A 26,408-nucleotide genomic window follows, 5' to 3' on the forward strand; every position below is an offset into this window, starting at 1 on the left:
GCCGAACGGCGTGACCGCGCCGTCAGCGGTTGCGCGACTTGCGGGGCTTGGCGTTCGCCACGCCGGGGTCCGTCGCGGCCTGCTCCTCGACGGTCGGCGCGGCGGGCACCTCGACGTACGTCGGCTCGGGCGCCAGGATCGCCGGCTTGATCGGCGCCGGCGGCTGCAGCTGGATGGCGTTCTCCCGGGTGGCGGGCGTCCGCTCGCCGGTGGTCCTGCCGGTCTCGAGGTCGAGGAACACCGGGGCCGACGGGATCACCATGCCCATCGCCTGGGCCTCGGTCGCCACGCGCTGCGGGTTGCGGAGCTCGTCGAGCTCCATGCGCAACGTCTGCTCGCGGGCGGCCAGGGTGTCGGCCTCGGTCTCGAGCGCGGAGGCGGTGAACGACGCCTGCTGCATGGAGGTGTTGAACAGGAGCAGTCCCACGATGCCGCCGACGAGGACCAGGCTCACGAGCGTCACGAACGGCACGCGGGGGGCGCGGGTCCGCACGCGCGGCACGACGGTCAGACGGGCCTTGTCGACCGCCTCCTGGGCGATCCGCGTGACCCGGGTCCGGGGCTGGAGGGCGGGACTGCTCATCGGGCGGCTCCTGGGGAAGAGGGAGAGGACGAGGACGGGAGGACGCGCTCGACGGCGCGCAGGCGGACGGAGGCTGCTCGGGGGTTCTCGGCGATCTCGTGATCGTCGGCCTGCTCCGCACCGCGGGTGACGAGCCGCAGGGCCGGCTCGGCGCCCTCCGGCACGAACGGCAGGTCCGGCGGCACGTCGAGCCGGGTGGCGTCGGCGAAGGCCCGCTTGACCAGCCGGTCCTCGAGCGAGTGGTAGGACTCCACGACCACGCGGCCACCGACCCCGATGGCCTCGATCGACGCGGGGATGGCCCGGCGGAGCACGGCGAGCTCGTCGTTGACCGCCATCCGCAGCGCCTGGAACGTGCGCTTGGCCGGGTGGCCGCCCGTCCGACGTGCCGGCGCGGGGATCGTCGCGTAGAGCAGCTCGACGAGGTCGGCGCTGGTGGTGAACGGCGTCGACTCGCGACGGCGGACGACCTCGCGGGCGATCCTGCTCGCGAACTTCTCCTCGCCGTACTCCCGCAGGATGCGGGTCAGCTCCTGGGCCGTGGCGGTGTTGAGGAGCTCGGCCGCGGTGCGGCCGGTCGTCGGGTCCATCCGCATGTCGAGCGGCGCGTCCTCGGCGTAGGCGAAGCCGCGCTCGCGGACGTCGAGCTGCATCGAGGAGACCCCGAGGTCGAAGAACACGGCGTCGACGTGGTCGAGCCCGAGCGAGCCCACCACCTCGGGCAGCTCGTCGTACACCGCGTGGACGGCGGTGAAGCGCTCACCGTGCGCCGCGAGCCGCTCGCGCGACATCTGCAGGGCGGCCGGGTCGCGGTCGATGCCGATCACCCGGGCGTTCGGGAGGCGCTCGAGGACCGCCTCGCTGTGGCCGCCGAGGCCCAGCGTGCAGTCGACGTAGACCGAGCCGGGTGCCTCCAGCGCAGGCGCCAGCAGGGCGACGACCCGGTCGAGGAGCACCGGGGCGTGGCGGGGAGTCGTCATCTGCTCAGCCCTGGGAGCCCAGGTGGGTCAGCAGCAGCAGCGCCAGCGCCAGCCCGCAGGCCGTGGCGGCCGAGAAGGCGATCAGGGCCGCCGCCTCGCGCGCCTGGTCGCGGACCCGCAGCGGCGGTGCTGCTGCCGTGCGTCCCACGGGCTGGGTGGTGCTCATGGTCTCGACCCCACTGGTGTGCTGCGGATGTGCTGGCTGGGTGCTGCTGGGTCCTGCTGCGTTGGCGGTGCGGCTGACACTCCCCGTCGTGTGGCACGGGGCGAGCCGCCGCACCAGGTCCCTGCCCGCTCCCCTGCGAAGGGGAAAAGCCCTCTGGTGCCGGGGAAGTGCCCCAGATGGCCACGCGAGGAGCGGGCTCGAGACCTGGTGATACGGGTCGCGATGTCAGCTGTGGAGTTGTCGGGTGGTGCCGGGTGGTGCCGGGTGGTGCGGGGTGGTGCTGGCCTCAGATGCCGGGGAAGACCTCGTCGCTGAGCTCGGAGAACTTCTGCTCCTGCTCCTCGGAGTAGGTCGCCCAGGCGGTCGGGTCCCAGATCTCGATCCGGTTCATCGACCCGATGACGACGCACTCCTTGCGGAGCGAGGCGTACTCCCGCAGGGGTGCGGGGATGTTGATGCGTCCCTGCTTGTCCGGCACCTCCTGGCTGGCGGCGGCGAACAGCATGCGGACGTAGTCGCGGGTGTTCTTCTGCGTGACCGGCGCCTCGCGGAGCCGGTCGGTGAGCTTCTCGAAGTCGGCCATGGACCAGACGGTGAGGCAGCGCTCCTGACCCCTGGTCACCACGAGTCCCTCCGTCAGCTCGTCCCTGAACTTCGCCGGGAGGAAGAGCCGCCCCTTCTCGTCGAGCTTGGGCGTGTAGGTGCCGAAGAACATCCGGCACCTCCCCTGCTCGGCGGGCAGATCGACCCTGTCCCCCACTTCGCACCACAGTACCCCACTTCACACCACCGTCAACCAGATCCGGGGTGTTTCACGCGGCAATTTGGCCCGGCCAGCGGCTCTTGGGCGCCGGCCTCGATGGACCGGACCGAGCCGGTCCACGCCCGGACCACGCCTGATTCACGCCTGATTCACGCCTGATCCACGCTCAGCAGGGCCCGGGTGGAGCGCCGGTGGGGAGAACGGGCCGCCGGTGGTGGAGCGAAGTGGGGGACGACGGGTCCCCCGGGTGGGGGACGGTCGACGCAGGGAGCCGCGCCGGCCGAGCGGGGCGGGTATGTTGCGCGCACCACATACCGTGGTGACGAGCACGCACGAGGGGACGGACAACGTGACGACGACTGGGGTTTCCGGGCAGGCGCCCGACCTGGACACCGTGCGGCGGGTGACCGGCGCCGTACGCCAGAACATCGAGCGCGTCATCGCGGGCAAGCCCGACGTCGTCAACGCCGCCCTGGTCGTCCTCCTCGCCGAGGGCCACCTCCTCATCGAGGACGTGCCCGGCGTCGGCAAGACCCAGCTGAGCAAGGCCCTGGCCCGCAGCATCGACTGCTCGGTGCGGCGCATCCAGTTCACCCCGGACCTGCTGCCCTCCGACGTCACCGGCGTCTCGGTCTTCAACCAGGACACCCGCGAGTTCGAGTTCCGCCCCGGCGGGGTCTTCGCCAACATCGTGGTCGGCGACGAGATCAACCGCGCCTCCCCCAAGACGCAGTCCGCCCTGCTCGAGGCCATGGAGGAGCGCCAGGTCACGGTCGACAACGCGACCTACATGCTCGAGAAGCCCTTCATGGTCATCGCGACGCAGAACCCGATCGAGATGGAAGGCACCTACGCCCTCCCCGAGGCACAGCGCGACCGCTTCATGGCGCGCGTCTCGGTCGGCTATCCCGTGGAGTCGGCGGAGATCGCGATGCTCGAGGGCCACACCGCCCACAACCCGCTCGACGACCTCGAGCCGGTCACCGACGCCGGCGAGATCCGCAAGGTCATCGAGATCGTCGGCCGGGTGCACGTGTCCTCGGCCGTGCAGCGCTACGCCGTCGCCCTCACCACGGCGACGCGGGCCAGCGGCGACCTGCACCTCGGCGCCTCACCGCGGGCGACCCTCCACCTGGTGCGGGCGGCCAAGGCGGTCGCCGCCACGCAGGGGCGTGACTACGTCCTGCCGGACGACATCCACGGCATCACCTCCCCCGTCCTGGCCCACCGCCTGCTCCCCAACGTCGAGGCGACGATGAGCGGGCGCACGACCGCCGCGATCCTCTCCGGGATCGTGGAGTCGGTGCCGGTCCCCTCGGCGCCCGGCTCCACCTCGCTCCCACGCGGCAGCCGTGCGTGAGGCCCTCGCTGCGCTGACCGTCCGCGGACGGGCGTTCCTGGCGGCCGGGATCACCACCGTGGTGGCCGCGATCGTGGTCGGGCACTCGTCCGTGGTGCGCATCGGTGTGCTCGTGGCGGTGCTGCCGCTGCTCACCGCCTGGTGGGTCGGTCGCTCCCGCTACCGCCTCTCGCTCGTCCGCACCGTCACGCCCCAGATCGTCGTCGCCGGCCAGCCCGCGACCGTCGAGCTCGCCGTCGCCAACGAGTCGCGCACCCCCACCGGCGTGCTGCTGCTGGAGGAGCGTCTCCCGTACGTCCTGGGCACCCGCCCGCGCTTCGTGCTGGAGGGCCTCGGGCACGGGTGGCGCCGCCATGCGACGTACCAGGTGCGCTCCGAGCTGCGCGGACAGTTCGAGATCGGCCCGATGTCGGTGCGGGTGACCGACCCGTTCGGCTTCGTCGAGCTCGGCCGCACGTTCCACGCCACGACGCGCCTCACCGTCACGCCGCGCACCATCCCGCTCCCCAGCATCCCGCTGGGAGGGGCGTGGACCGGGTCCGGCGACAACCGTCCGCGAGCCTTCGCGACCGGCAGCGCGGAGGACGTCACGGTCCGTGAGTACCGGCGCGGCGACGACCTGCGCCGCGTCCACTGGCGCAGCTCGGCCCGGGTCGGTGAGCTGATGGTGCGCCGCGAGGAGCAGCCCTGGCAGTCGCGGGCGACCGTCTTCCTCGACAACCGCGGGATCGCCCACCGCGGTCAGGGCGCCGCCAGCTCGCTCGAGGGCGCCGTGTCCGCGGCCGCGTCGATCGCGATCCACCTCGCCCACCACGGCTACACGGTGCGTCTCGTCACCGCCTCCGGCGACAGCCGCGAGACCGAGTGGCACTCCCACACCGCCGAGGCCAGCACGATCCCGCTGCTCGAGGCGCTCGCCGTCGTCCAGCTCGACCACTCCGCCGCGCCCGACACGCAGTGGCTGGCCGAGCCGGGACACGGTGGTCTCACCATCGGGGTGTTCGGCGGGCTGGGCGAGCCCGACCTGCCGTTCCTCCGGCGCCTGCAGCACCACGCCTCGTCCAGCCTCGCCATCGCGCTCGACGTGGACGCCTGGGCTCCCCACCTCCCCGTGCAGCCGGGGATCGGTGCGTCCGCGCACCTCACTTCCACCGGGTGGCGCTCGGTCACCCTCGGCCCGCGCGACCGCCTCGACACCGCCTGGCAGGAGCTCGGCCTGATGCAGAGCCGCGCGATCGCCCCGGCAGGAGTCGCGCGATGAGGGCCTCGTGGAGCACGCTCCCCCACCAGCTGCGCATCGCCGGCATCGCCCTGCTCGCGGCCTGGACGACCGTGCTGTCGTGGCGGGTGCTGACCGAGGGGTTCGGCGAGGTCGCCATCCCCCTGCTCCTCATCGGGGTCGTCGTCTGCGGCGCGGGTGCCGTGGCGCGCTGGAGCCGCCTCCCGGCGCTCGTGATCGTCGCTGGCCAGCTCGTGCTGGGCGGGCTCCTCGTGCTCGGCACCACGACCGGCTCGCCCGTCCCGACGCCGGCCAACGTCGACCTCTTCACGGCCGCACTGGCGGACGCACTGGAGACCTCGCGCAGCTACGCCGCCCCCGTGCAGTCCGGCGTCCCGCCGGTGCACCCCCTGCTCCTCATCGGTGGGACGCTCGTGGTGCTGCTCGTCGACCTGGTCGCCTGCACCATGCGCCGCGCGCCGGTGGCCGGCCTCGTGCTGCTCGCCGCCTACACCCTGCCCGTCGCCGTCACCGGCAACTCGGTGTCGTGGTGGCTGTTCGCCGTCGCGGCCGCCCTGTTCCTCGCCCTGGTCTTCATCCAGCACAGCGACCACGTCACCAACTGGGGCCGCGCCCCCGACGGCGAGAAGGGCTCGTTCTCGGTCCGCACCGGCGCGATCGGCAACACCGCGCTGGCGCTCGGCGCGACCGCCATCGCCCTGGCCGTCGTCGTACCGGTCGCCGTGCCCACGATGAGCATGAGCGTCTTCGAGGGCAACGGACCCGGGACCCGTGAGGTGGAGGTGCAGGACCCGATGGTCGACCTGCGCCGCGACCTGCGCCGCGGCGAGGACGTCCCGCTGCTGTGGGTCACGACGCTCGGGCCGAAGCCGACCTACCTCCGCATCTCGGTGCTGTCCCGGTTCAGCGGGTCGCAGTGGACTCCGGGGGATCGCGAGATCCCCGAGTCGCAGGCCGCGACCGGTGCGCTGCCGCCGCTCGACGGCGTCAACCTCGACGTGCGGCGCCGCGAGTTCAAGTACGACGTCCGCGTCGGGCCCGACTTTGCCTCGACGTGGCTGCCCACCGCGGCGCAGACGACGCGGATCGCGGCCGGCAGCGACTGGCGCTACGACCTCGACACGCGCGACGTGATCGCCGCCCGTGAGGGCGTCACGACGGCCGACACCACCTACGACTTCACCGGCGTCCAGCTCACCTACGACGCCGAGCGGATGAACTCCGCCGTCTCCGGCGCCGGGTCGGTCGCCGGGATCTTCACCGAGGTGCCCAGCACCCTCAACAACGAGATCCGGCGGCTCGCGGCGAGCATCACCGCCTCCGCACCCACACGTTTCCAGAAGGCGCAGGTGCTGCAGCAGTGGTTCCGCGAGGACGGCGGCTTCCGCTACTCCCTCAGCGAGGTGCCGTCCGCGGGCGACGGCAGCGCGGACCTCCTCGCCTTCCTCAACGACCGGGTCGGCTACTGCGAGCAGTTCGCCGCGTCGATGGCGATCATGGCGCGCATCCTCGGCATCCCGAGCCGCGTCGCGGTCGGTTTCCTCGAGCCCGAGCGCGCCACCAACGGCTCGTGGGAGTTCTCCTCGCGCGACCTGCACGCGTGGCCCGAGCTCTACTTCCCCGGCTCCGGCTGGGTCCGCTTCGAGCCCACCCCGCAGTCCCGCGCCAGCCAGCCCCCGGACTACACCGAGGCCCGGTTCGCCGACGTCACCGAGACGCCGACGCCGAGCGCCGCTCCTCGCGCCGAGGACCTTCCCGAGCGCGGCACGGAGGCCGATGCGGCCGCGGCCAGCGACGACAGCAGCGCCTCGTCCTTCCCCTGGGTGCCGGTTCTCGCGGGCGTCGTCGGGCTGGCGCTGGTGGTCTTGCTGCTCTTGACGCCCCGGCTGGTCCGCGCCGCGCGTCGCCGGCGCCGCCTCGACGGCGACGTGGAGGACCTCTGGGTCGAGCTGCGCGACGTCGCGCTCGACCTGGGCCACGCCTGGCCGGCTGGCCGCTCGCCCCGGCGCGCCGGCGAGTGGCTCGGCCACCTGCTCGCCACGCCGGTCCGCGACGGCTCGCGACCCGACCGCCCGCGCCGCGGTCGCGAACAGGCTCCCGAGGCGGCCCACGCCCTCGACCGTCTCGTCTCCGCCATCGAGCGCAGCCGCTACGCCCGTGACCCCGAGCGCTTCACCGCGAGCCACCTCGCCGGCGACCTCGAGCTCGTGGAGGAGTCCCTCGCTGCCGGCGTGACCTCGCGGGAGGCCCGCCGCGCGGCGTGGTGGCCGGCATCCGTGGTGGGACGCCCGAGGTCGTGGCGACCCCGTGCCCGCCGGGCCACGACCACCGCGACCCCGGACCACGAGTCCGCCCGGACGGTCGACGAGCTCGTCGGCTGAGCCGCGCGGGCGCCGCACGCGGCCGGTCGCGGTGGGTGCGCGGACCGTCGTACGCCGGCGCGTCACCTGCCGCGGACGCACGAACGCCCGGTCCGAGGACCGGGCGATGAGGTGCGACCGGGCTGGTCAGCCTGCGACCAGCGAGCGATCAGGGTGCGATCGGGTCAGAGGCCGCGCTCGCGGCGGCGGCGCCACCGCTCCTCCATGCGCTCCATGAAGGGGCTCCCGGAGCGCTGACGACCAGGACGGTGCTGGCGCCCGCCGTCGACGACGCCGAAGCCGGTGCGGCCCGAGGCGCGCACCTTCGGCTTCGCCCGGCCGGGGCTGCGCGCGGAGGTGAGGGCCAGGATCGCGCCGGCGAGCATCACGACGAAGCCGAGGACACCGGTGATCGTCTGCAGGACGGCGGAGAGGTCGAGCAGCACCGCGACGACCAGGAGGCCGATGCCGACGAGGAGGATCGCCCCGCCGAGGATCATGCGGCGACGTGCGGCGCGCTGGAACGAGGTGCCGCGCAAGGTGGAGGCGAGCTTGGGGTCCTCTTCGACGAGAGCGCGCTCCATCTGCTCGAGCATTCGAAGTTCTTCTTCGGAGAGCTCCACGTTTCCTCCTCACCTCTGGTCCGAGTCTAGGCACCCGTCACCACCTACGGTAGGCGTCCCCGGAAAATTCACCCCCGCGCAGGGGCGGACGTCACACGAGGCTCGCCGGACGGACGGCCGCGGACCCGAACCGGCGCGTCGCGCGGTCCACTGCCCGGTCGGCCTCGGCCCACCCGTGCTCGGGCTCCCCGAGGACCAGCTGGCGGTGCACGGTCGCCCGCGGCACCAGCCCCTCGACCCGTACGCCGACCAGTCGCAGGCGGGCCCGCTGGAGGCCGAGCGCGTCGTAGAGGCGGGTCACCGCACGGTGCACCTCGACGGTGACGTCGGTGGCCTCCGGCATCGTGCGCGAGCGGGTGATCGTGGTGAAGTCGGCGAAGCGGACCTTGAGGGTGATCGTGCGGCCGGCCACCCCGGCCGCCCGCATCCGGCCCGCGACCCGGGCCGAGAGCCGCAGCAGCTCGCGGACGATCACGTCGCGGTCGTCGGTGTCGCGCGCGAAGGTCTCGTCGGCCCCCATCGACCGCTCCGGCTCGTGCGGTCCTGCGGTCGGGGCCAGGTCGCTGCGGTCGGTCCCCCAGGCCAGGTGGTGGAGCTGTCGGCCGAGGTGGTCGCCGACGGCGCGCTGCAGGGTCTGCAGCGGGGTGTGGGCGACGTCGCCGACCGTGAGCAGGCCGAAGCGGTGCAGGAGTGCCTGGGTCTTCTCCCCCACGCCGTAGAGCTCGCCGACGTCGAGGGGGTGCAGGAACGAGGTGACCTCGGACGGTGGCACCACCACCACGCCGTCGGGCTTGGCGCGCCGGCTCGCCACCTTGGCCACCGAGACGGACGCCGCGACCCCGACGGAGCAGGTGATGCCCTGCTCGTCGTGGATGGTGGCGCGGAGGCGCTCGGCGATGTCGGCGGGCTCACCGAGACGCCGGGTCGCGCCGCGCACGTCGAGGAACGCCTCGTCGAGCGACATCGCCTCCACCACCGGGGTGACGTCGCGGAAGGTCTCCATCACCGAGGCGGAGACGCTGGTGAACGTCTCGTAGTCGGGCGGGAGCACCACCACGTGCGGGCAGAGCCGGCGCGCGCGGGTCATCGGCAGCGCCGAGCGGATGCCGTAGCGGCGCGCGACGTAGTTGGCGGCCAGGACGACGCCTCGGCCGCTGCCGCCGACGACGACCGGCTGGTCGACCAGGTCGGGTCGCTCGCGGAGCGCGACGGAGGCGTAGAACGCGTCCATGTCGACGTGGAGGAGCGGGGTGTCGGTCACCGCGCGCCCCCGAGGGGACGCGGGTCAGCGGCGCGCGACGACGTGGAGCTGCGCAGCGAGCGGGAGGTACTCCGGGCGGGTGGCCACGGCCCTCTCGAGCTCGACGAGCGCGGCCGTCGCACCGGGCTCGAGGTCCAGGAGGCTGCCCGGCACCAGGTCGGCGAAGACCCGGACGGCGTGGACCGACTCGGGGTGCAGGCCGGCCGCGGCGAGGAGGTCGACGACCTCGTCGTGGGTGAACCGTCGGCCACCACGCCCGACCGGGCCGGCGGAGGCGTCGCCCGCACCGGCCGCACCGGGGGGCACGTCGTCGAGGAGCTCGCGGGCGGCCTGGAAGTGGCCCGCCATGGCGCGCGCCACCACGGCGGCGTGCCGCTGGGCGACGAGGAGGCTGAGGTGGCCACCGGGACGGAGCACGTCGGCGATCGAGGCGAGGGAGGCCGCCGGGTCGTCGACCATCTCGAGGACGCCGTGGCAGAGGACCAGGTCGGCCTCGTCGGCGAGGTCGCGCAGGTCGGACAGGTCACCCTGCTGGCCGGTGACCCGGTCGGCGACGCCCGCCTCGCGGGCGCGGCGGTCGAGCGAGGCGAGGGCGTCGGGGCTGGGGTCGATGACCTGGACGGTGTGGCCCAGCTCGGCGAGCGGGACGGCGAAGCCGCCGGTGCCGCCACCGATGTCGACGATCCGGGCCCGCCGCCCGTCGGCGGTGTCGCCGGACTCCACGAGGCGGCGTACGCCCTCCCAGGCCACGCCGCTGCGGACGGACTGGCGGCGCTCGCTGGCAGAGGAGCTCGCGGTCGGCTGGGCCATGGGCGCCACCCTAGTGGCTCGACGCGCGGCATCCCGCCGCGGCCGCACGGACCGGGACGGCTCCGGGTCGGACCGGTGGTCGTGCTCATCCGGGGCTCCCGGGACTGCGGTGCCACAGCGTGCGGGACAGCGGCTCCTCGCCGGTCCGGGGGCCGGGGCCGGTGTCCGCACCGAGCTTGCGCCCGACGTCGCGGGCGGGATCACCTGCCGGCGCGACGTCGGCGTAGGGCGAGAGCCGGAAGCCGCTGGAGTGCACCAGCGTCCTCCCGGTCGGCCCGCCTGCGTCGTGGCCGACGGGCTCGGGCCCTCGCGCGAGCTCGGCGCGCACCCGGTCGAGGGCCTCGTCGGTGGTGCGGGCGCGTTGCCAGAGGGCGTGCAGGGCCGTCAGGTCCCACGCACCCGTGGCCCGCACCGACACGCCCCGGCGGCCGGTGCGCCGCAGCTCGCCGCGCACGAGCAGCAGCCAGGACGAGAACACGGTCGCGGCGTAGGGCCCCTGGGCGTCGTCGAAGAAGGTCGCGTCCACCGGGCCGGTGCCGTCGTCGACGGTCAGGAACACCACCCGCCGACCCGACCTGATCGGCGGGGTCTGGGTCGCGACCTTCACACCGGCCACGAGGAGCTCCGAGCGGCTGCGCCGCCGCAGCAGGTCGCGGCTGCGCGTCACCCCGAGCGCGTCGAGGAGCGAGGCGTAGGGCGTGATCGCGTGCTGGCTGACGTCGAGCCCCAGGATCTCGAGCTCGGCGCGCATCCGCTCCAGCGGGGTCATCTCCGGCAGCCCGGTGGGCCGCTCGCCCGCTCGGCCGGGCTCGTCGCCCAGCGTCAGGGTGAGCTGGACCGACTCGGCCCCGACCACCGGCCGGGACGCCTGGGACTGCGCGGAGGCTTGCGCCCAGACGCCGGCGTCGGCGAGGGCGTGCCGCTCGGTCGCCCCGGCCCCGGCCCGCACCGTGGGGTCGGTGCTGTTGCGGGCAGCGGCGTCGGTGGCGGCGGTGGTCGCCGTCGTCGACGGCACGCTCCTCCTGGTCGGGCCGCGCCCACGCGCCCGTGAGGCCCGGTCTAGGAGCCGCGCGTGGAGGTCGAGCTCTGCGACCTGCAGCAGCAGGTCGCGCCGCGTCACCCGCCCACGCCGGTCGACGGCCTGCTCGCCCGTCGCGATGCCGTACACGCCGTCGAACCCACCCGCCAGCACCAGCCGCTCCAGGGTGGGCCGCGAGACGCGCGCCCGGTGGAAGAAGTCCGACAGCGAGACGTAGCGGCCGCCCTCGCGGGCCTCGACGATGCGGGCCACCTCGGCCGCGCTGATCCCCTTCACGTCGGTGAGCGAGAGCCGGATCGCATGGTCCGCACGCCCGCCGCCGGCGTCGCCGCGCTCGACCACGTAGGTCGGCGCACTGGCGTTGACGTCGAGGCCGCGAACGCCGACCCCGACCTGGCGAGCGTCGTCGAGGATCAGGCGCTTGGGGTACATGCCCGGGTCGTGGGTCAGCACCCCCGCCAGGAAGTGGGCCGGCCAGTGGGCCTTCAGCCACGCCGACTGGTAGGTCGGCAGGGCGAACGCCGCTGCGTGGGCCTTGCAGAAGCCGAAGGAGGCGAAGGCCTCGAGGACCGTCCACAGACGCTCGACCAGTGCCAGGTCGTAGCCCTGGCCCAGCGCCCGCGGGAGGAACCACGCCCTGGTCGCGGCCATCCCATCGGTGGTCCCGAGCGCGCGGCGCTTCTCGTCGGCCTCGGCGAAGGAGACACCGCCGAACCTCGCGATGATCTCGATCACCTGCTCGTGGAAGACCACCACGCCGCGCGTGCCCTCGAGGATCGGGCGCAGGTCGTCGTGAAGGTAGTGGACGTCGCGCCAGCCGTGCTTGGCCTCGAGGTAGGGAGTGATCATGTCGCTCTTGACCGGACCCGGGCGGAACAACGAGATGTCGGTGACGATGTCGTCGAAGGTCTCGATGCCCGACTTGCCGACGAGCTCGCGCTGGCCCGGTGACTCGATCTGGAACACCCCCAGTGTCCGGGCGCTGCTGATGAGGTCGTAGGTGGTCGGGTCGTCGAACGGCACCTGCGACTCGTCGTCGAGGTCGACGTGCACCCCGTCGACGCGGCGCACCTCGGCGACCGCGTGGGCCATGGCCGACTGCATCCGGATGCCGAGCACGTCGAGCTTGAGCAGGCCGAGCTCCTCCACGTCGTCCTTGTCGAACTGGCTCATCGGGAAGCCCGCGTGGGAGGCCTCGACGGGCGTGCGGTCGAGCAGCGTCATGTCGGAGAGGAGCACCCCGCAGGGATGCATCGCGATGTGGCGCGGCAGGCCGTCGAGCCGCTCGACGAGGCCGAAGAAGCGGTCGAGCTCACCGTCGCCGAGCCCGCTGGCCCGGAGCTCGGGCAGGTCGCGGAGCGCCGATCGGGCGTCGCGCGCACGGATGTGCGGGAACGCCTTGGCGATCGCGTCCACCTCCCCCGGCGGCATGCCGAGGGCGGCGCCGACGTCGCGGACGGCGTGGCGGACGCGGTAGGTGTCCATCATCGAGACGGTCACGCACCTCTCACCGCCGAAGCGGTCGAGGATCGCGCGGTAGACCTCCTCCCGCCGGGCCGACTCCACGTCGACGTCGATGTCGGGCAGCGAGGCACGCAGCGGCGAGAGGAACCGCTCCATCAGCAGGCCGTGGCGGATCGGGTCGACCCCGGAGACCCCGAGCAGGTAGTTGACCAGGCTGCCGGCGCCCGAACCGCGTGCGGCGCGACGGACGCCCAGCTCGCCGATCAGGTCGGTGACCTCGGCGACAGTGAGGAAGTAGGACGCGTAGCCCAGGGTCCGGATGGTCTCGAGCTCGTCGTCGAGCCTCGTCCAGATGCGCATGCGCGGCGCGGCGCCGTAGCGCGGGCCGATCGCCGCCTCGCACCGGGCCCGCAGCAGGTCGTCGGCCGTGCGATGCGGACCCGCCTCGGGGAGCTCGAGCTCCGGGAAATGGACCTCGTCGATGCCGAGGTCGGTGCGCGGGTCGAGCGCGCACCGGTCCGCGACGGCCCTCGTGCGGGCCAGCAACCGCCTCGCCTCCTGCGCGCCGTCACCCAGCCCCGCCATGCGGCAGATCTCCTCGGCCACGTCGTGCATCTGCTTGCCGGACTTGAGGAACCCCTCGGCGTTGCCACGACTCCCGTCGGGCCCCACGTCGCGCAACCCGGCCGAGCCCAGTGGCACCAGCCTGCGCGCCGCGTCGAGGACGTCGATCGTGGGCGCGTCGAGGCGGTCGGTGTAGCGCACCGCGTTGGTGAGCACCGTCGTGATGCGGGCACGGCGTGCGAGGCCCGCCATCCGTGCGGCGTGGGCGGACGTGCCCGGCCCCCAGGAGCCGCCGCGCCCGCCGAGGCGGTGCGACACCAGCTCGACGAGCAGGTTGTGGCGCGGCACCACCTCCAGCCAGCGTGCGAGCACCCGCGGTCCGAGGTCGTCGCGGCGCCGGGTGGCCACCGCGCCGAGCTCGGAGGACGGCCCGAGCAGCACCAGGAGGTCACCGCCTGCGAGGTGGGGAGCGATCAGCTCGAGCGTGGCGACGGGTCGACCGCGCTCCCCGGACAGGTGGACCGTCGACACCATCCGGCACAGCGCCGCCCATCCCGCCCGGCCCGTCGCGAGGAACGTGACGCGCGCGCTGCCGCCGCCGTGGAGGGACACGTCGCGTGCCACCCCGCCGCGCGCGGGCGTACGACGGTGCGGCGGGTGACCACCGTCGCGGACCGCCCCGCCACCGGTGGGTGCGCCGAGGCCCACGCCGGCGGCCGGGGCGAGGGCGAGGTCGACCCCCAGCACCGGGCGGATGCCGGCCCGGCGTGCGGCACCCACGAACTTCACCGCGCCGTAGGTGCCGTCACGGTCGGTCAGGGCGAGGGTGTCCATGCCGTGCTCCGCGGCCCGGTCGACGAGCACGTGCGGGTGCGACGCGCCGTACCGCAGGGAGAACCCGGAGGCGACGTGGAGGTGGACGAACGGGTCTGAGGACACCTCGCCCCGCCCTCAGGCGACGCTGGCGTGCGGGACCAGGCCGAGCGCCTGCTCGACCACGGCCAGGAAGCGGTCGGCGTCGCGCACCAGGTCGTCGGCCTCCCGCTCGGTCACGGCCCGGGTCGACCCGGCCTCGGCTGCGGCGCGCTTGGCCGCCCCGGCCGCGAAGAAGCTCGCCCACTCGGACAGCTCGGGGGCCACCTCGGCGAGCAGGACCCAGGCGTTCTTCTGCCGGCGGCCCCGCGGCGCCGGGCGGGCCCGGGCCGCGAGCAGGGCGGCCGCCGCACAGAGGGCGGCGACGTGGGCACAGGCGTAGCGCGTCGGCACGTCTCGCGCCGTGATCGAGTCGCGGAGCGAGGTGGCGGAGCGCTCGAGGTAGTGGTGGGCGGTGGCCGGGAGCAGGTGCGGCCCCGGCTCGGACCGGGGGCTGGTCGTCGCGGTCATGGTCGGCACCTCAGTCCAGGCACCCGACGAGCTGCCAGCGCCCGTCGGTCCAGTCGAACGAGAGGTCGAAGACGCCGTAGGACGCCTGGTCGCCCGCCTGCTGCCGCACGCCCGGCATGCCACGACCGGCCTCCACGCGCCAGAGCTCACGCTCGGCGACCAGGTCGGCCACCGTCCCGCGTGCCTCCTTGTCGGACCCGCCCTGCCACCAGGGACCGGTCTCCACCCAGTGCGCGACCACCGCGCGCACCTTCCACAGCCGGCCCCGCCACAGGAACTGGTCGGGGTCCTCCGCCCCGCCTCGTCGCACCTCGACGGGGTCGTCGTACTGCCTCATCGTGCCTCCTCGCACATCCGTCGACCCCGGGGCCGACCCGGGCGGCGGTGGGGGTCGAGGTCACCGCCACCCGGGTCGCATCGAACACGTGTTCGAACAAGGACAACGGTACTCCCCCGCACCGACAGCGCGTCAAGGCCCGACGCGGTCGTGCGCGACTCCGGAGGGAGGAGGGGCCTTCAGACGCGGCGCAGGTAGTCGGTCGTCTCGCGCTGCCAGAGGAAGAACGACAGCACCAGGCCCTCGGCGATCACCAGGGCCGACAGCACCACGAAGATGACGGGGAGGTTGCTGTCGAGGCAGACGATGCCGACCAGGACGCCGACGCCGGCGGTCGCGGTGAGCACGGGACGGGTCCAGCCGTAGCCGCCGACGAAGAACGAGCCCAGCACCAGCACCAGCGCGGCGAAGCCGACGAACGCCACCACCGAGAGGGCCACGAAGCCGGGGACGATGGGACTCTCCCGCAGCAGCTCGATGCCGCCCTGGGCGAGGAGCTCCTGCGCCGACGGGTTGCCTTGCGCCCAGCCGAGGATGACCTCGTCGCGCATCAGCCAGATCAGCACCGTGATCACGCCGGCCGTGGCGACGATCAGCCCGAGCACTCGCATGCTGTTGACCACGGATCCCGGCAGGTCGCGCGCCATCGTGGAGTACCCCTCAGCTGTCGTCGTTCGTCGCTAGGCTCGCATCATGTCGACGGAGCACGCATCGATCACCTCATTTCGGGGCGACCTCACCCGGCGCGGCGGCACGGGTGACGTGGTCATCCTGCCCGACAGCGCCCACACGGCGGCACTCGCCGCGGCGGCGCTGGGGTGCGAGGTGGGCGCCATCGCCAACAGCCTGCTCTTCGACGGTGACGGCGAGCCCGTCCTCGTCCTCACCTCCGGCGCCCACCGGGTCGACACCACGGCGGTCGCCGAGCGCATCGGCGTCACACGGCTCACCCGTGCCGACCCCGACTTCGTGCGCCGCCACACCGGCCAGGTCATCGGTGGCGTCTCCCCCATCGACCACCCGGCGCCGATCCGCACCTTCATCGACCCGTGGCTGCGCCGTCACGACGTCGTGTGGGCGGCGGCGGGCCACCCGGCCGCGGTGTTCTCGACGTCGTACGACGAGCTGGTGGCGATGACGGACGCCGTCGAGGTCGAGGTGGACTGATGGGGGCCCGCTGATGGACAGCCTGGCCCTCACCTTCTCCAGCGGGTGGGCGAGCGGCATCAACGCCTACCTCGTCGTGCTGGTGCTGGGCATCTCCGACCGACTGGGCTCGTTCGCCGACATCCCCGACGTGCTCGGCCGGTGGGACGTCCTGGCCGTGGCCGGCTTCATGTTCGCGATGGAGTTCGTCGCCGACAAGATCCCCTACGTCGACTCGACGTGGGACGCCGTCTCGACCGCGATCCGGCCGACCGTCGGCGCGGTCATCGGGGTGCTGCTCGCCGGCGACGCCACCTCGCTGGAGCAGGCCGTGCTCGGCGTGGTCGGCGGCGGCACGGCCCTGCTGAGCCACCTGGCGAAGGCCGGCAGCCGGCTGGCCATCAACTCCTCCCCCGAGCCGGTGACCAACGTGGGGGCGAGCCTCACCGAGGACGCGGCGGTGCTCGGCGTGGTGTGGTTCTCCCTCGAGCACCCGCAGGCGGCTGCGGCCATCGCGGGCGTCCTGCTGCTGACCGGCCTCGGCCTGCTGCTCGTCGTCGGCCGCGCGGTGCGGCGCGGCTGGCGGCGCTGGCGCGGCAGGGAGCCCGTCGGACGGTCGACCTAGCGGACGCCTAGGGTTCCCCCGTGGCGCGTGTGGTGGTGGTCGGCGGCGGCTTCGGCGGCATGGCCGCTGCCGCCCGGCTGGCCCGGCTGGGCCACGAGGTCACCCTGCTCGAGCGCGCCGAGCACCTGGGCGGTGCGCTGACCACCGTCGAGCAGGACGGATTCGCGTGGGACGCCGGACCGACCACGACGCTGCTGCCCGCGGTCGTGCGCGACCTGTTCCGCAAGTCGGGCCGACCGCTGGAGCGCGAGCTCGACCTGCAGCCGCTCGACCTGGTCCGCGAGCACCGCTTCGCGGACGGCTCGTCCGTGCGCCTGCCGGGCGGCTCGCGCGCCGCCCAGCTCGCGGCGTTCGAGTCCCTCGGCGCCGGCCTGGGTCGGCAGTGGGTCGACCACGTGGCGTCGTACGGCGAGCCGTGGGAGCTGCTGCGCAAGGAGTGGTACGAGCGGCCCTTCGACCCCGACGTGGCGCCACGCGACCTCACCGCGCTGCTCGACCGGCGCGAGTCGCTGCACAAGCGGTTGCGCCGGGCGCTCACCGACGAGCGGCTGCGACTGGTCGCGGGGCACCGGGTCGTCATGGACGGCCACGACCTGCGCCGCGCGCCCGTCCTGGCCGGCGTGGACGTCTACCTCGAGCAGCGCTTCGGGGCGTGGACGGTGCCGGGCGGGCTCGCCCGGCTCGGCGCGGCGATGACCGACCGCCTCGTGCTGCGTGGCGTCACCGTGCTGACCGGCACGCCCGCGACCGACCTCGTCGTGCGCGACGGCCGGGTCGCCGCGGTGCGGACGGCGGGCGGCGAGCTCGACGCCGACCTCGTGGTCGTCGCGATCGACCCGCGACGCCTGCCCACCCTCGCGACCTACGTCCGGCGCTCGATGCCCGCCTTCCCGCCGGTCGTGTGCCACGTGGGGCTGGAGGGCGAGGTGCCCGACCTGCCGCACGAGGTGGTGCTGCACGGCGACCCGCTGCTGGTGGTCCGCACGGGCGGACGGGCGCCGGACGGCGCCGCGGCGTGGACGGTGCTGGCCCGTGGCCGCATCGTCGAGGACGTCCTCACCGCCGTGGCACGCCACGGGCTCGACGTCCGCGGCCAGGTGGTCACCCGCGTCGACCGCACGCCGCGCGACCTCGTCGAGGCGTGGGGCGGCTCGCCGCACGGCGTGCAGTGGCAGGGGCCCCGCACGGCCCGTGACCGCCTGGGACCGCGGACGCCGGTCGCGGGCGTGCTCGCGACCGGCGCCCACGCCACGACCGGCTCCGGCCTGCCGTTCGCCGGCCTCAGCGCCGCGCTCGTGGCCGAGATGGTCGGCCGTGCCCCACGTCAGTAGGACAGCTCCCAGACCACCGTGACCGTGGTGGTCACCGAGGTCTCGCCCGGCTCGAGGCCGCCCGCGGACGCACGGGCCATCGCCGCCTTCGGCATCGGCGAGGGGCCCCGGTCGGCCCCGCCCTCGACGATGGTCTGCACGGCACCGAGGCCCGCCCCCGCCATCCGGGCCAGCTGGGCGGCGCGCTCGCGGGCGTCGTCGAACGCGGCCTCGCGCGCCCGATCACCGGCGCCGTGGTCCTCGGTGACCTCCAGCGCCACCCCCTCGACCACCAGCGAGTCGCCGAGCGCGCCCGCCAGGTCGCCCAGCAGGCCCCCGGCCGCCACCAGGTCCGGGCACGCGATGGCGTAGGAGTGGCGGGCCTCGTGACCGGCCTCGCGTCCGTCGTGGTCGCGCGCCGGCCACACGGAGATGCCCGACGAGGAGACCCGACGCTCCTCGGTGTGGCGGTGCGCGACCTCGACGACCGTCGCGGCGGCCGCCGCCATCGCTTCGTAGGCCTCCGCGACGCCACGACCCCGCGCCACGGCTGCGAGCCGCACCACCGCGCTGTCCGGCACGACGGGCACGACCCCGGTGCCGGTGACGGTGACGGTCCGCACGGGTGTCAGACGGTGATCTGGAGGTTGGCGAAGATCTCCCGCGTCGCCTTGGAGCGGTTGAGCGTGTAGAAGTGCAGGCCCGGCGCCCCGGCGTCGAGCAGCGCCTCGCACAGCTCGGTCGCGATCGCGATGCCCTCCTCGCGCAGCCGCGCCGGGTCGTCGGCGTACGGGGCGAGCCGCTCGACGGTCTCCTGCGGCAGCTCGCGGCGCGAGAAGTCGACCATGCGCTGCATCGAGCGCAGGTTCAGGATGGGCATGATGCCCGGGATGATCGGCAGGTCGGCCCCCACCGCGTGGGCGCGGTCGACCAGGCCCACGTAGTCGGAGGCCCGGAGCACCATGTCGGTCACGGCGAACTCCGCGCCGGCGTCGTACTTGGCCCGGAGCACCCGCGCGTCGTGGTCGAGGTCCTTCGCGTCGACGTGGCCCTCCGGGAAGGCGGCGACGCCGATCCGCATGTCGGTGCGCTCCCGGATCAGCGCGACCAGCTCGTTGGCGTAGGTCAGCCCACCCTCGGTCGGCGTCCACGGCGTGCCGGGACCGCCGGGCGGGTCGCCCCGCAGGGCCATCACGTGCTCGACGCCCGCCCTGGCGAGGTCGTCGAGGATCGCGGTGATCTCGTCGGTCGTGTGGCCGACGCACGTCAGGTGCGCCACCGGGAGCATCCCCGTCTCCCGGGCGATGCGCCCGGTGATCGCCACGGTGCGGTCACGCGTCGTGCCACCCGCGCCGTAGGTGACCGACACGAAGGTCGGCCCGTAGGGCTCGAGGTCGGTGATCGCCTGCCACAGCTGCTGCTCCCCGAGCTCGTCCTTGGGCGGGAAGAACTCGAAGGAGAACGACTTGTCGCCGCGCGCGAGCAGCTCGCGCATGCTCTGTCCCCGTTCGTGCGTCATGCGCAACAGCCTACGGAGGACCGCGCCGTCATCGACGCCGCGTCCACTGTTTAGTCTGAACTGGTGACGACCTGGGACCCCGCCGACTTCCGCGACCGGGTCCAGGAGGTGCTGGACGCCTTCCTCGTTGAACGGGCGGTCGAGCTCTCCCCCCTCGGCCCGGACGCCGGTCGCCTGATCGCCGAGGCCCGTACGGCGGTGAGCGGGGGCAAGCGGTTCCGGGCGGCCTTCTGCCACTGGGGCCACCGGGCGATCCGGCCGTCGGTGGACGACGACGCGGCGCTCGCCCGGGCGTGCGCCTCGCTGGAGGTGCTCCACGCCAGTGCCCTCGTGCACGACGACTTCATGGACGCCTCCGACACCCGCCGCGGCCGACCCGCGACCCACCGCGCCTTCGAGGCCGAGCACCGTGCCGCGGGATGGCGTGGCGACCCCGAGCAGTACGGCGCCGCCGCCGCGATCCTGCTCGGCGACCTCCTGCTCGGCTGGGCCGAGGACATGCTGCGGGGCAGCGGTTTCCCGGCCGAGGAGGTCGCGCCGGGGCTGGCCCTCTTCGAGCGGTGCCGCAACGAGGTCATCGCGGGACAGTTCCTCGATGTCTCCGTCCAGGCGCGCGGGCGGGCCGACGTCGACACGGCCATGACGGTGCTGCGCTACAAGTCCGCCAAGTACTCGATCGAGCGACCGATCCACATCGGCGCCGCCCTCGCCGGCGCCACGCCCGCGCAGCTCGACCAGCTCGGGCGCTTCGGCCTGCCGCTGGGCGAGGCCTTCCAGCTGCGCGACGACCTGCTCGGCGTCTTCGGCGACCCCGAGGAGACGGGCAAGCCGGCGGGCGACGACCTCGTCGAGGGCAAGCGCACCGTGCTCGTCGCCCTCGCGCTCGACGCCGCTCCCCGCGCCGCGGCGGAGCGCCTCGACGCCGCCCTGGGCACCTCGCTCACCGCCGCCGACGTCGACGAGCTGCGCGGGATCATCGACGACTCCGGGGCGCGCGCCCAGGTCGAGGCGGTGATTGGCCAGCTGTCCGACCGCGCGGTCGAGGCCCTGGGGTCGGCCGACATCGACGCCCGTGCCCGCGACGTGCTCGTCGAGCTCGCGGCCGCAGCCACCCAGCGGAGCGTCTGAGGAGCTCTGTGTTCGACGGGGCTCGCTGCTCGATGGGGCTCGCTCCGCTCGCCCTGTCCGCGGCGCTCGTGACCCGCTCGTTCGTCGTCGCGCCCGCGCCCTTCCCCCGCTCCGCTCCTCCGGCCTCGGCGCTCCTCCTGCACTCCCGGGCGCGCCGCGGACGCGGGGGTCCGGGTGCTCAGTCCAGGCTGGTGATCCCGGGCACGGCCGGACCCTCGCCCCGCAGCAGCACGGTGAACGGCACGCCCCGGTCGTCGTTGACGCGCGAGCCCAGCACGCTGAGGGCGATGCTGAACGCCTTCGCGTCGGCGCGGGCGAGCGTCGCCCAGCCGTCCCACAGCAGGATGACGCCGTCGCGGCTGCTCCCGATGTCATGGAGGCAGTCGGCGAGGGCGTCGAAGTTCTGGCCGTAGTGGTCGGGGAAGTCGAGCGCCTCCCCCACCGCGGCGAGGAAGGCCGGCTTCGTGTCGGCGCCGGTCCAGCCGTCCACCCAGCCGAACGCCCAGCCGGCGTGCTCGACGGAGTGGCGTACGTCCGCGACGTCGAAGGCCCCGTGCCAGAGGTGGATTCCCGGGGGCTCGTGCCCCGCCAGGACCGCTGCGAGTCCACTCATGGACGTCCTCGCTTCGCTCCGTGCGCCCATGAGGCTCGATCCACGCCGCACTGAATGGTTCGTTCGCTTCGCTCACTCACGTCCCTACCTCCTGATGCGTGAGAACGAGGAGTAGTGGTCGTCGGTCCAGTAGAGCTCCCCGTCGTCCCCCGCCACGATGCGGCGCGCGCCGCGATCGTCGGAGCCGGGGGTCGGCACCGTGTACTCCCGGTAGTAGCCCATCGGTCGGTCGGGCAGGAGCTCCTCGCGGTTGCCGAAGGTGCCGCCGTCGTGGGCGGGCTCCGGGAACGGGCCGCCGGCGTCGATCAGCTCGACCGTCCGCGCCGCCTCGGGCGGCAGGTCGGCGAGCAGCACGACCGGCAGGCCGCTCGCCGCGTCGGTCGCCTCGTCGGTCGAGGGTGCGTCGTCGGCGGGTGAGGACGATGAGGACGACGACCCGGGCGACGAGGTCGGCCCGCCGTCGCCGGCGTCGTCACCGCCGCTGCCGGTGACCAGCCAGGCGACGAGCATCGCGGCCGCAGCGAGGAGCAGCAGCCACCGGTAGCGCTCCCTGCCCGTCGACGCGGCCGCGGCCATCAGTACTCCAGCACCTGGGCGCGGCGCTTGACCTCGCTGCCGCGGTTCTCCCGGAGGGCGTCGATCGGGCGGCCCGGGAGGTCGTCGTCGGTGAACAGCCACGCGATGCACTCGCGGTCGTCGAAGCGGTGGTCGTGCAGGAGGGTCAGCAACCCGGGCAGTCCCTTGACCACCAGGCCGTCCTGGAAGAAGTCGGCCGGCACGCGCGGGCCGGCTCCCGGCACCGGCACCGCGGCTGCCAGCTCGTGCTCGCGGATCATCGTGCGCACCTTGCCCGGCGTCACGCCGAGCAGCTCGGCGACCTGGTCCCAGTCGAGCCACTCCGGGACGAGGGCGGCCAGGTCACGGTCGGCGAGAGGCACATCAGTCATGCCTCCAGCCTAGGAGAGCGCACGCCCCAGCGGCGAAGCCGTACGGGGGCAGTCGAAGTTGTCACCCCGGCGGGTGATCCGTACCGTGCCCTGGATGCACCCCCTCAGATCCGCCTTCGCAGCCGCCCTCGTGGGCCTGCTGGCACTCACGCTCTCCCCCGTCGTCTCCCCCGTCGTCTCCCCCGCCTCGGCCGACCACTACGACGGCGCACCGGGCCCGGTCCACGCCGGCAACACCTTCGGCTGGTACCAGCACGGCGTGTTCCGCCAGGAGTTCATCGGTCCGAAGCCCGGCTTCTGGAAGAAGAAGGGTCGCGGCGTGGTCCGCACGCAGAACGGGATGCTCACGCTGATGAGCACCAAGCGCGGCAGCGTGTCGGCGACCCTCGACCTCAAGGGCCACGCCTACGGTCGCTGGGAGATCCGGATGCGCGCCCGCACGATGGCGAAGGTCAAGGGCGGCAAGCCGTTCAAGGTCGTGACCGAGCTGGTCCCCGGCGGCACGCGCGACCAGCACTGCGGCGGCCGCGACATCGGCATCGAGAACTTCACGCTCGGCACCAACACCGTGAAGTCCTACGTCCACACCCTCCCGAACAGCTCCTACCGCGGGTTCCTCGGGCGCCACCTGCGCAACGACCGCTGGCACACGTACGCCGTCGAGGTCGCCAAGGACCACATCTCGTGGTTCGTCGACGCGCACGTGATCCACACCGAGCGCCGCGACGAGGCGCTCGACCCGCTGCCGCGGCAGCTGAAGTTCGAGCTGCGCGCGAAGAAGGGCAAGACGATGGACCCGGCCCGGATGCAGATGGACTGGATGCGCTACTGGTCGATGCGCGCCCCCAACGAGAAGTCCATCAAGGCTCCCCAGTTCGAGCTCAGCACCTTCAACGGCGCCTGCTGAGCGGGCCTCCCACAGCACCACGCACGTGCGGCGGGGCCGGGCGACACGCCCGGCCCCGCCGCCGTTCGCGTCCTGCCCCCGCCAGTGGCTAGCGTCGACTGCTCGTCCGCGCGCTTCCCTCCCGCGGGCCTCGGACCCCCGGGCGCAGCGGACGTGACGAGGAGCAACCCCGTGCGCCCCCACCCCCGACCTGTCCGTCCCCGACCAGCCCATCCATCGGACCATCGACCGGCCGGACCCTTCCGCCGGCTCGCCCGGTGCGCCGCCGGACTCGCGCTCACGGTGACCGCGCTGTCGAGCGTGGCGGTCCCGGCGCACGCCGACCACGACCGTCTCCCCGCCGGCCGCACCCTGGTGTCGTACGTCGTCGAACCCGGCGACACCGTCTCGGGGCTGGCCGTCCGGTTCCACGCGTGGACGGCCGAGATCGCCTCGCACAACCACCTCGGCCCCGACGGCGCGCTGCGGGTCGGCCAGCGGATCGAGGTCCCCGTCGTCGGGAGGGCCGGCGCGAGCACGCAGACCGCCATGTGGCAGCACCCCGACCCCGCTCGCGAGAAGGTCCGCCGCGTCATCGCGGGCGCGGCCCGCAACCACGGGGTCGACCCGCAGCTCGCGCTCGCGGTGTCATGGCAGGAGTCCGGGTGGCAGATGGGCGTGGTGTCGAAGGCCGACGCCGTCGGGGCGATGCAGGTGCTGCCGTCGACCGCACGCTGGATGGAGCACTACGCAGGCCGTCCGCTCGACCTGGACGAGCTCGGCGACAACGCCACGGCCGGCGTGCTGCTGCTCCGGGTGCTGGCGCACCACACCGATCGTCGTACGCACAAGATCGCCGCCTACTACCAGGGCCTCGGTGCGGTGCGGCGGCACGGGTTGTACGACGAGACCCGGGCGTACGTTGCGAACGTCGAGGCGATCAAGCGACGCCTCGAGGCCGGCCGGGCGCCGTCCTGACACCGCCCTGACACTGTCCTGACGCCACCCTGGCGCCACGCCGGGGACGTGCCTGAGCGTGGACGCACGTGCCGCTTCCGTACGATGGGCGGGCCGGATCCTTCCCCGTCCGGTGATGGAGGTCGATCAGTGGAGCCATCCGAGCACGCCCGCGCGACGGCGCGCGGCGCTGCTGGCGACCCCCTGGTCGGACGGCTGCTGGACGGCCGATACCGCATCCGGGCCCGCGTGGCCCGCGGTGGCATGGCCAGTGTCTACGAGTCCACCGACACCCGCCTCGACCGCACCGTCGCGGTGAAGGTGATGCACCCCGGGCTCGGCGACGACCAGGACTTCGCCCAGCGGTTCGTGCGCGAGGCCCGCGCCGCCGCCCGCCTCAACCACCCGCACGTGGTGGGCGTCTACGACCAGGGCGACGACACCTCCGACGGCACCGACACGATCTTCCTGGTGATGGAGTACGTCCCGGGCCACACCCTCCGCGACGTCCTGCGCAAGGAGGCCCCGATGCCGCCCGCGCGCGCCCTCGCCCTCCTCGAGCCGGTCGTCTCCGCCCTCGCCGCCGCGCACCGGGCCGGGCTGATCCACCGTGACGTGAAGCCGGAGAACGTCCTCATCGCCGACGAGGCGCACGGCGGCACCGTCAAGGTCGCCGACTTCGGCCTCGCCAAGGCCGTCAGCGCAGACACCCAGCACACCGCCACCGGGGGCGTGCTCATCGGCACCGTCTCCTACCTCGCCCCCGAGCTGGTCGTCGACGGCCGCTCCGACGCGCGCGCCGACGTGTACGCCGCCGGCGTCGTGCTCTATGAGCTGCTGACCGGGGTGAAGCCCCACGAGGGCGAGTCGCCGATCCAGGTGGCCTACCGCCACGTCCACCACGACGTGCCGATGCCGTCGCTGGTCGAGCCCGGCATCCCCGACTACGTCGACGCCCTGGTGGCCCGGGCGACCTCCCGCGACCGCGACCAGCGCCCGGCCGACGCCACCGTCCTGCTGCACCACCTCCACCGGGTCGCGCAGGCCCTGCGCGAGGGGCTCGGGTCGGACCCGGAGCTCGCCGCCGACCTGCTCCCCCGCCGCGCGGCCGACACGACCGACGAGGCCGCCTCCCCCGACGACACCACCCCCGAGCCCTTCGACGCGAGCGCGCTCGCCCTGCTGACAGCGGTGGACCCGCGCGACTCCGGCCTGGTCGACGACGGCAGCCCCGACCGCACCACCGCCCTCGAGCGGCACCCGGTTCCTGCCGCACCGGTCGCCACCGACGGACCGCCGGGCGGTCCCGTCACCGAGCCCATGCGCACGACGGTCCCGCCGACGGGCGGCACCACCACCACCCTCCCGGCCGCACCAGCCCGTGCCCGGCCCACCCCCGGGCGCGCCCCGACCCGGGTCGGGCCCGTCGAGACGACCGCGCGCCGTCGCTCCAGGAAGGGCCCGCTGCTCCTCCTGCTGTCCCTGCTGCTCGTCGGCGGCATCGCGGCCGGCGCCTGGTGGTTCGGCTGGGAGCGCTACACGACCACGCCTGCCGTCCTGGGCCTCGACGAGGCCGCCGCCACCGCCGAGCTGGAGGACGCGGGCCTGGAGGCCGAGGCGGGCGAGCCGGCCTACAGCGAGAACGTCGCCCCCGGGCTGGTCATCGCCACCGACCCGGGACCGGGCGGCAAGGTGCTCGACGGCGGCACCGTCACCCTGACCCTGTCTCTGGGACCCGAGCGGTACGACCTGCCCGACCTCGCCGGGCAGACCGAGGACCAGGCCCAGGACGCGCTCGCCGCGACCAACCTCGCCTTCGGGTCGAGCAAGGGCCGGTGGAGCGAGACGGTGCCCGAGGGACAGGTCATCCGCACCTCGCCGAAGGCCGGCACCACCCTCAAGCCGGGCGCGACCGTCGACCTCGTGCTGAGCCGCGGCCGCAAGCCGATCGAGGTGAAGGACTGGACGGGCAGGTCGTTCGACGACGCCTCGGCCGCCCTCGAGAAGCGCGGGCTGCAGGTCAGCGTCACGAGCGAGGAGTACAGCGACACCGTCGCCGAGGGCGACGTCATCTCGCAGGACCCGCCGGAGGCCACGCTCTTCCGCGGCGACACGGTCTCGTTCGTGGTCTCCCTCGGACCCGAGCTGGTCGAGGTGCCGCGGGTGCAGGCCATGGGCGTCGAGGCAGCGACCGAGCTGCTCGAGGGCCTCGGCTTCGAGGTCGAGACCAAGGAGTCCGACACCTACCTCGGCCTCGGCTTCGTCGCCAGCTCCGACCCCGGCGCGGGCGACGAGGTCCCGAAGGGCTCGACGATCACGCTGTTCCTCGTCTGAGCACCTAGAT

General features: G+C 73.9%; 26 protein-coding genes. 10 read left to right on the forward strand and 16 right to left on the reverse strand.

Going from position 1 to position 26,408, the window contains the following annotated elements; genetic code table 11:
- Positions 1-22 precede the first annotated feature (22 nt).
- From NYO98_RS14460 to mraZ, 4 genes are all read right to left on the reverse strand, one after another.
- On the reverse strand, positions 23-583 hold the full coding sequence (locus NYO98_RS14460; protein ID WP_268112443.1) for a hypothetical protein: 561 nt from the start codon (positions 581-583) through the stop codon (positions 23-25).
- Positions 580-1,563, reverse strand: a complete 984-nt coding sequence (gene rsmH / locus NYO98_RS14465; protein WP_268112444.1) for a 16S rRNA (cytosine(1402)-N(4))-methyltransferase RsmH — start codon at positions 1,561-1,563, stop codon at positions 580-582. The genes NYO98_RS14460 and rsmH overlap by 4 nt, the downstream gene beginning before the upstream one ends.
- A 4-nt stretch (positions 1,564-1,567) precedes the next feature.
- Complete coding sequence (locus tag NYO98_RS14470; RefSeq protein WP_268112445.1) at positions 1,568-1,729, reverse strand: hypothetical protein; 162 nt, start codon at positions 1,727-1,729, stop codon at positions 1,568-1,570.
- A 286-nt stretch (positions 1,730-2,015) separates the two neighbouring features.
- The gene (mraZ, locus tag NYO98_RS14475) at positions 2,016-2,444 is read right to left on the reverse strand and encodes a division/cell wall cluster transcriptional repressor MraZ (RefSeq protein WP_268112446.1); all 429 of its coding nucleotides are present in this window, start codon (positions 2,442-2,444) and stop codon (positions 2,016-2,018) included.
- Positions 2,445-2,841: 397 nt separating this feature from the next.
- Here mraZ and NYO98_RS14480 point away from each other — a divergent pair, with 397 nt between their 5' ends.
- From NYO98_RS14480 to NYO98_RS14490, 3 genes are read left to right on the forward strand one after another with little or no spacing between them, the layout of a single operon-like run.
- Positions 2,842-3,852 (forward strand): AAA family ATPase, encoded by a 1,011-nt coding sequence (locus tag NYO98_RS14480; protein WP_268112447.1) that lies wholly within the window; start codon positions 2,842-2,844, stop codon positions 3,850-3,852.
- On the forward strand, positions 3,845-5,113 hold the full coding sequence (locus tag NYO98_RS14485; protein WP_268112448.1) for a DUF58 domain-containing protein: 1,269 nt from the start codon (positions 3,845-3,847) through the stop codon (positions 5,111-5,113). The genes NYO98_RS14480 and NYO98_RS14485 overlap by 8 nt, the downstream gene beginning before the upstream one ends.
- A complete protein-coding gene (locus NYO98_RS14490) occupies positions 5,110-7,473 on the forward strand; it encodes a transglutaminase family protein (RefSeq protein WP_268112449.1) in 2,364 nt (787 codons plus the stop codon). The genes NYO98_RS14485 and NYO98_RS14490 overlap by 4 nt, the downstream gene beginning before the upstream one ends.
- A gap of 164 nt (positions 7,474-7,637) precedes the next feature.
- On the opposite strand, the gene NYO98_RS14495 is transcribed toward NYO98_RS14490, so the two are convergent.
- From NYO98_RS14495 to NYO98_RS14525, 7 genes are all read right to left on the reverse strand, one after another.
- A complete protein-coding gene (locus NYO98_RS14495) occupies positions 7,638-8,048 on the reverse strand; it encodes a DUF3040 domain-containing protein (RefSeq protein ID WP_407673919.1) in 411 nt (136 codons plus the stop codon).
- A gap of 118 nt (positions 8,049-8,166) precedes the next feature.
- Positions 8,167-9,336 carry a DNA polymerase IV gene (dinB, locus tag NYO98_RS14500; RefSeq protein ID WP_268112451.1) on the reverse strand — a complete coding sequence of 390 codons (1,170 nt, stop codon included), beginning with the start codon at positions 9,334-9,336 and terminating at the stop codon, positions 8,167-8,169.
- Positions 9,337-9,360: 24 nt separating this feature from the next.
- Entirely contained in the window at positions 9,361-10,146 is a 786-nt protein-coding gene (locus NYO98_RS14505) for a methyltransferase domain-containing protein (protein ID WP_268112452.1), read from the reverse strand.
- Positions 10,147-10,231: 85 nt separating this feature from the next.
- Positions 10,232-14,152, reverse strand: coding sequence for a DNA polymerase III subunit alpha (locus tag NYO98_RS14510; RefSeq protein ID WP_268112453.1), 3,921 nt, complete (start codon positions 14,150-14,152; stop codon positions 10,232-10,234).
- Between the two features lie 12 nt (positions 14,153-14,164).
- Positions 14,165-14,596 carry an SAV_6107 family HEPN domain-containing protein gene (locus tag NYO98_RS14515; RefSeq protein ID WP_268112454.1) on the reverse strand — a complete coding sequence of 144 codons (432 nt, stop codon included), beginning with the start codon at positions 14,594-14,596 and terminating at the stop codon, positions 14,165-14,167.
- Positions 14,597-14,606: 10 nt separating this feature from the next.
- Entirely contained in the window at positions 14,607-14,933 is a 327-nt protein-coding gene (locus NYO98_RS14520; RefSeq protein WP_268112455.1) for a DUF6504 family protein, read from the reverse strand.
- A gap of 179 nt (positions 14,934-15,112) precedes the next feature.
- Positions 15,113-15,580, reverse strand: coding sequence for a hypothetical protein (locus NYO98_RS14525; protein ID WP_268112456.1), 468 nt, complete (start codon positions 15,578-15,580; stop codon positions 15,113-15,115).
- 46 nt (positions 15,581-15,626) lie between these two features.
- On the opposite strand from NYO98_RS14525, the gene NYO98_RS14530 reads away from it, so the two are divergent.
- From NYO98_RS14530 to NYO98_RS14540, 3 genes are read left to right on the forward strand one after another with little or no spacing between them, the layout of a single operon-like run.
- Positions 15,627-16,100, forward strand: a complete 474-nt coding sequence (locus tag NYO98_RS14530; protein ID WP_268112457.1) for a YbaK/EbsC family protein — start codon at positions 15,627-15,629, stop codon at positions 16,098-16,100.
- Positions 16,101-16,113: 13 nt separating this feature from the next.
- Complete coding sequence (locus NYO98_RS14535) at positions 16,114-16,704, forward strand: DUF4126 domain-containing protein (RefSeq protein WP_268112458.1); 591 nt, start codon at positions 16,114-16,116, stop codon at positions 16,702-16,704.
- Between the two features lie 20 nt (positions 16,705-16,724).
- Positions 16,725-18,035 (forward strand): phytoene desaturase family protein, encoded by a 1,311-nt coding sequence (locus NYO98_RS14540; protein WP_326494443.1) that lies wholly within the window; start codon positions 16,725-16,727, stop codon positions 18,033-18,035.
- On the opposite strand, the gene NYO98_RS14545 is transcribed toward NYO98_RS14540, so the two are convergent.
- Positions 18,029-18,637: an SIMPL domain-containing protein gene (locus tag NYO98_RS14545; protein ID WP_268112459.1), complete on the reverse strand. Its 609-nt coding sequence runs from the start codon at positions 18,635-18,637 to the stop codon at positions 18,029-18,031. The genes NYO98_RS14540 and NYO98_RS14545 overlap by 7 nt on opposite strands.
- Positions 18,638-18,642: 5 nt before the next feature.
- Complete coding sequence (gene metF, locus NYO98_RS14550; protein WP_268112460.1) at positions 18,643-19,533, reverse strand: methylenetetrahydrofolate reductase [NAD(P)H]; 891 nt, start codon at positions 19,531-19,533, stop codon at positions 18,643-18,645.
- Between the two features lie 63 nt (positions 19,534-19,596).
- Here metF and NYO98_RS14555 point away from each other — a divergent pair, with 63 nt between their 5' ends.
- Positions 19,597-20,661, forward strand: coding sequence for a polyprenyl synthetase family protein (locus NYO98_RS14555; protein WP_268112461.1), 1,065 nt, complete (start codon positions 19,597-19,599; stop codon positions 20,659-20,661).
- A gap of 178 nt (positions 20,662-20,839) precedes the next feature.
- Here NYO98_RS14555 and NYO98_RS14560 read toward each other — a convergent pair whose 3' ends face one another.
- The 3 genes from NYO98_RS14560 to NYO98_RS14570 all read right to left on the reverse strand — a co-directional run bounded on the left by NYO98_RS14560 (position 20,840) and on the right by NYO98_RS14570 (position 22,221).
- The gene (locus NYO98_RS14560) at positions 20,840-21,274 is read right to left on the reverse strand and encodes a barstar family protein (protein WP_268112462.1); all 435 of its coding nucleotides are present in this window, start codon (positions 21,272-21,274) and stop codon (positions 20,840-20,842) included.
- An 84-nt stretch (positions 21,275-21,358) separates the two neighbouring features.
- Positions 21,359-21,850 carry a ribonuclease domain-containing protein gene (locus NYO98_RS14565; RefSeq protein WP_268112463.1) on the reverse strand — a complete coding sequence of 164 codons (492 nt, stop codon included), beginning with the start codon at positions 21,848-21,850 and terminating at the stop codon, positions 21,359-21,361.
- Positions 21,850-22,221 (reverse strand): Rv2175c family DNA-binding protein, encoded by a 372-nt coding sequence (locus NYO98_RS14570; RefSeq protein WP_268112464.1) that lies wholly within the window; start codon positions 22,219-22,221, stop codon positions 21,850-21,852. The genes NYO98_RS14565 and NYO98_RS14570 overlap by 1 nt, the downstream gene beginning before the upstream one ends.
- A gap of 94 nt (positions 22,222-22,315) precedes the next feature.
- On the opposite strand from NYO98_RS14570, the gene NYO98_RS14575 reads away from it, so the two are divergent.
- The 3 genes from NYO98_RS14575 to NYO98_RS14585 all read left to right on the forward strand — a co-directional run bounded on the left by NYO98_RS14575 (position 22,316) and on the right by NYO98_RS14585 (position 26,398).
- Positions 22,316-23,128 carry a glycoside hydrolase family 16 protein gene (locus NYO98_RS14575; protein WP_268112465.1) on the forward strand — a complete coding sequence of 271 codons (813 nt, stop codon included), beginning with the start codon at positions 22,316-22,318 and terminating at the stop codon, positions 23,126-23,128.
- Between the two features lie 282 nt (positions 23,129-23,410).
- Positions 23,411-24,085, forward strand: coding sequence for a lytic transglycosylase domain-containing protein (locus tag NYO98_RS14580; protein WP_268112466.1), 675 nt, complete (start codon positions 23,411-23,413; stop codon positions 24,083-24,085).
- A gap of 129 nt (positions 24,086-24,214) precedes the next feature.
- The gene (locus NYO98_RS14585; protein WP_268112467.1) at positions 24,215-26,398 is read left to right on the forward strand and encodes a Stk1 family PASTA domain-containing Ser/Thr kinase; all 2,184 of its coding nucleotides are present in this window, start codon (positions 24,215-24,217) and stop codon (positions 26,396-26,398) included.
- Positions 26,399-26,408 lie beyond the last annotated feature (10 nt).

The sequence above is a fragment of the Nocardioides pini genome, assembly GCF_026712185.1.
In the GTDB taxonomy this organism is placed as follows: Bacteria; Actinomycetota; Actinomycetes; order Propionibacteriales; family Nocardioidaceae; genus Nocardioides; species Nocardioides pini.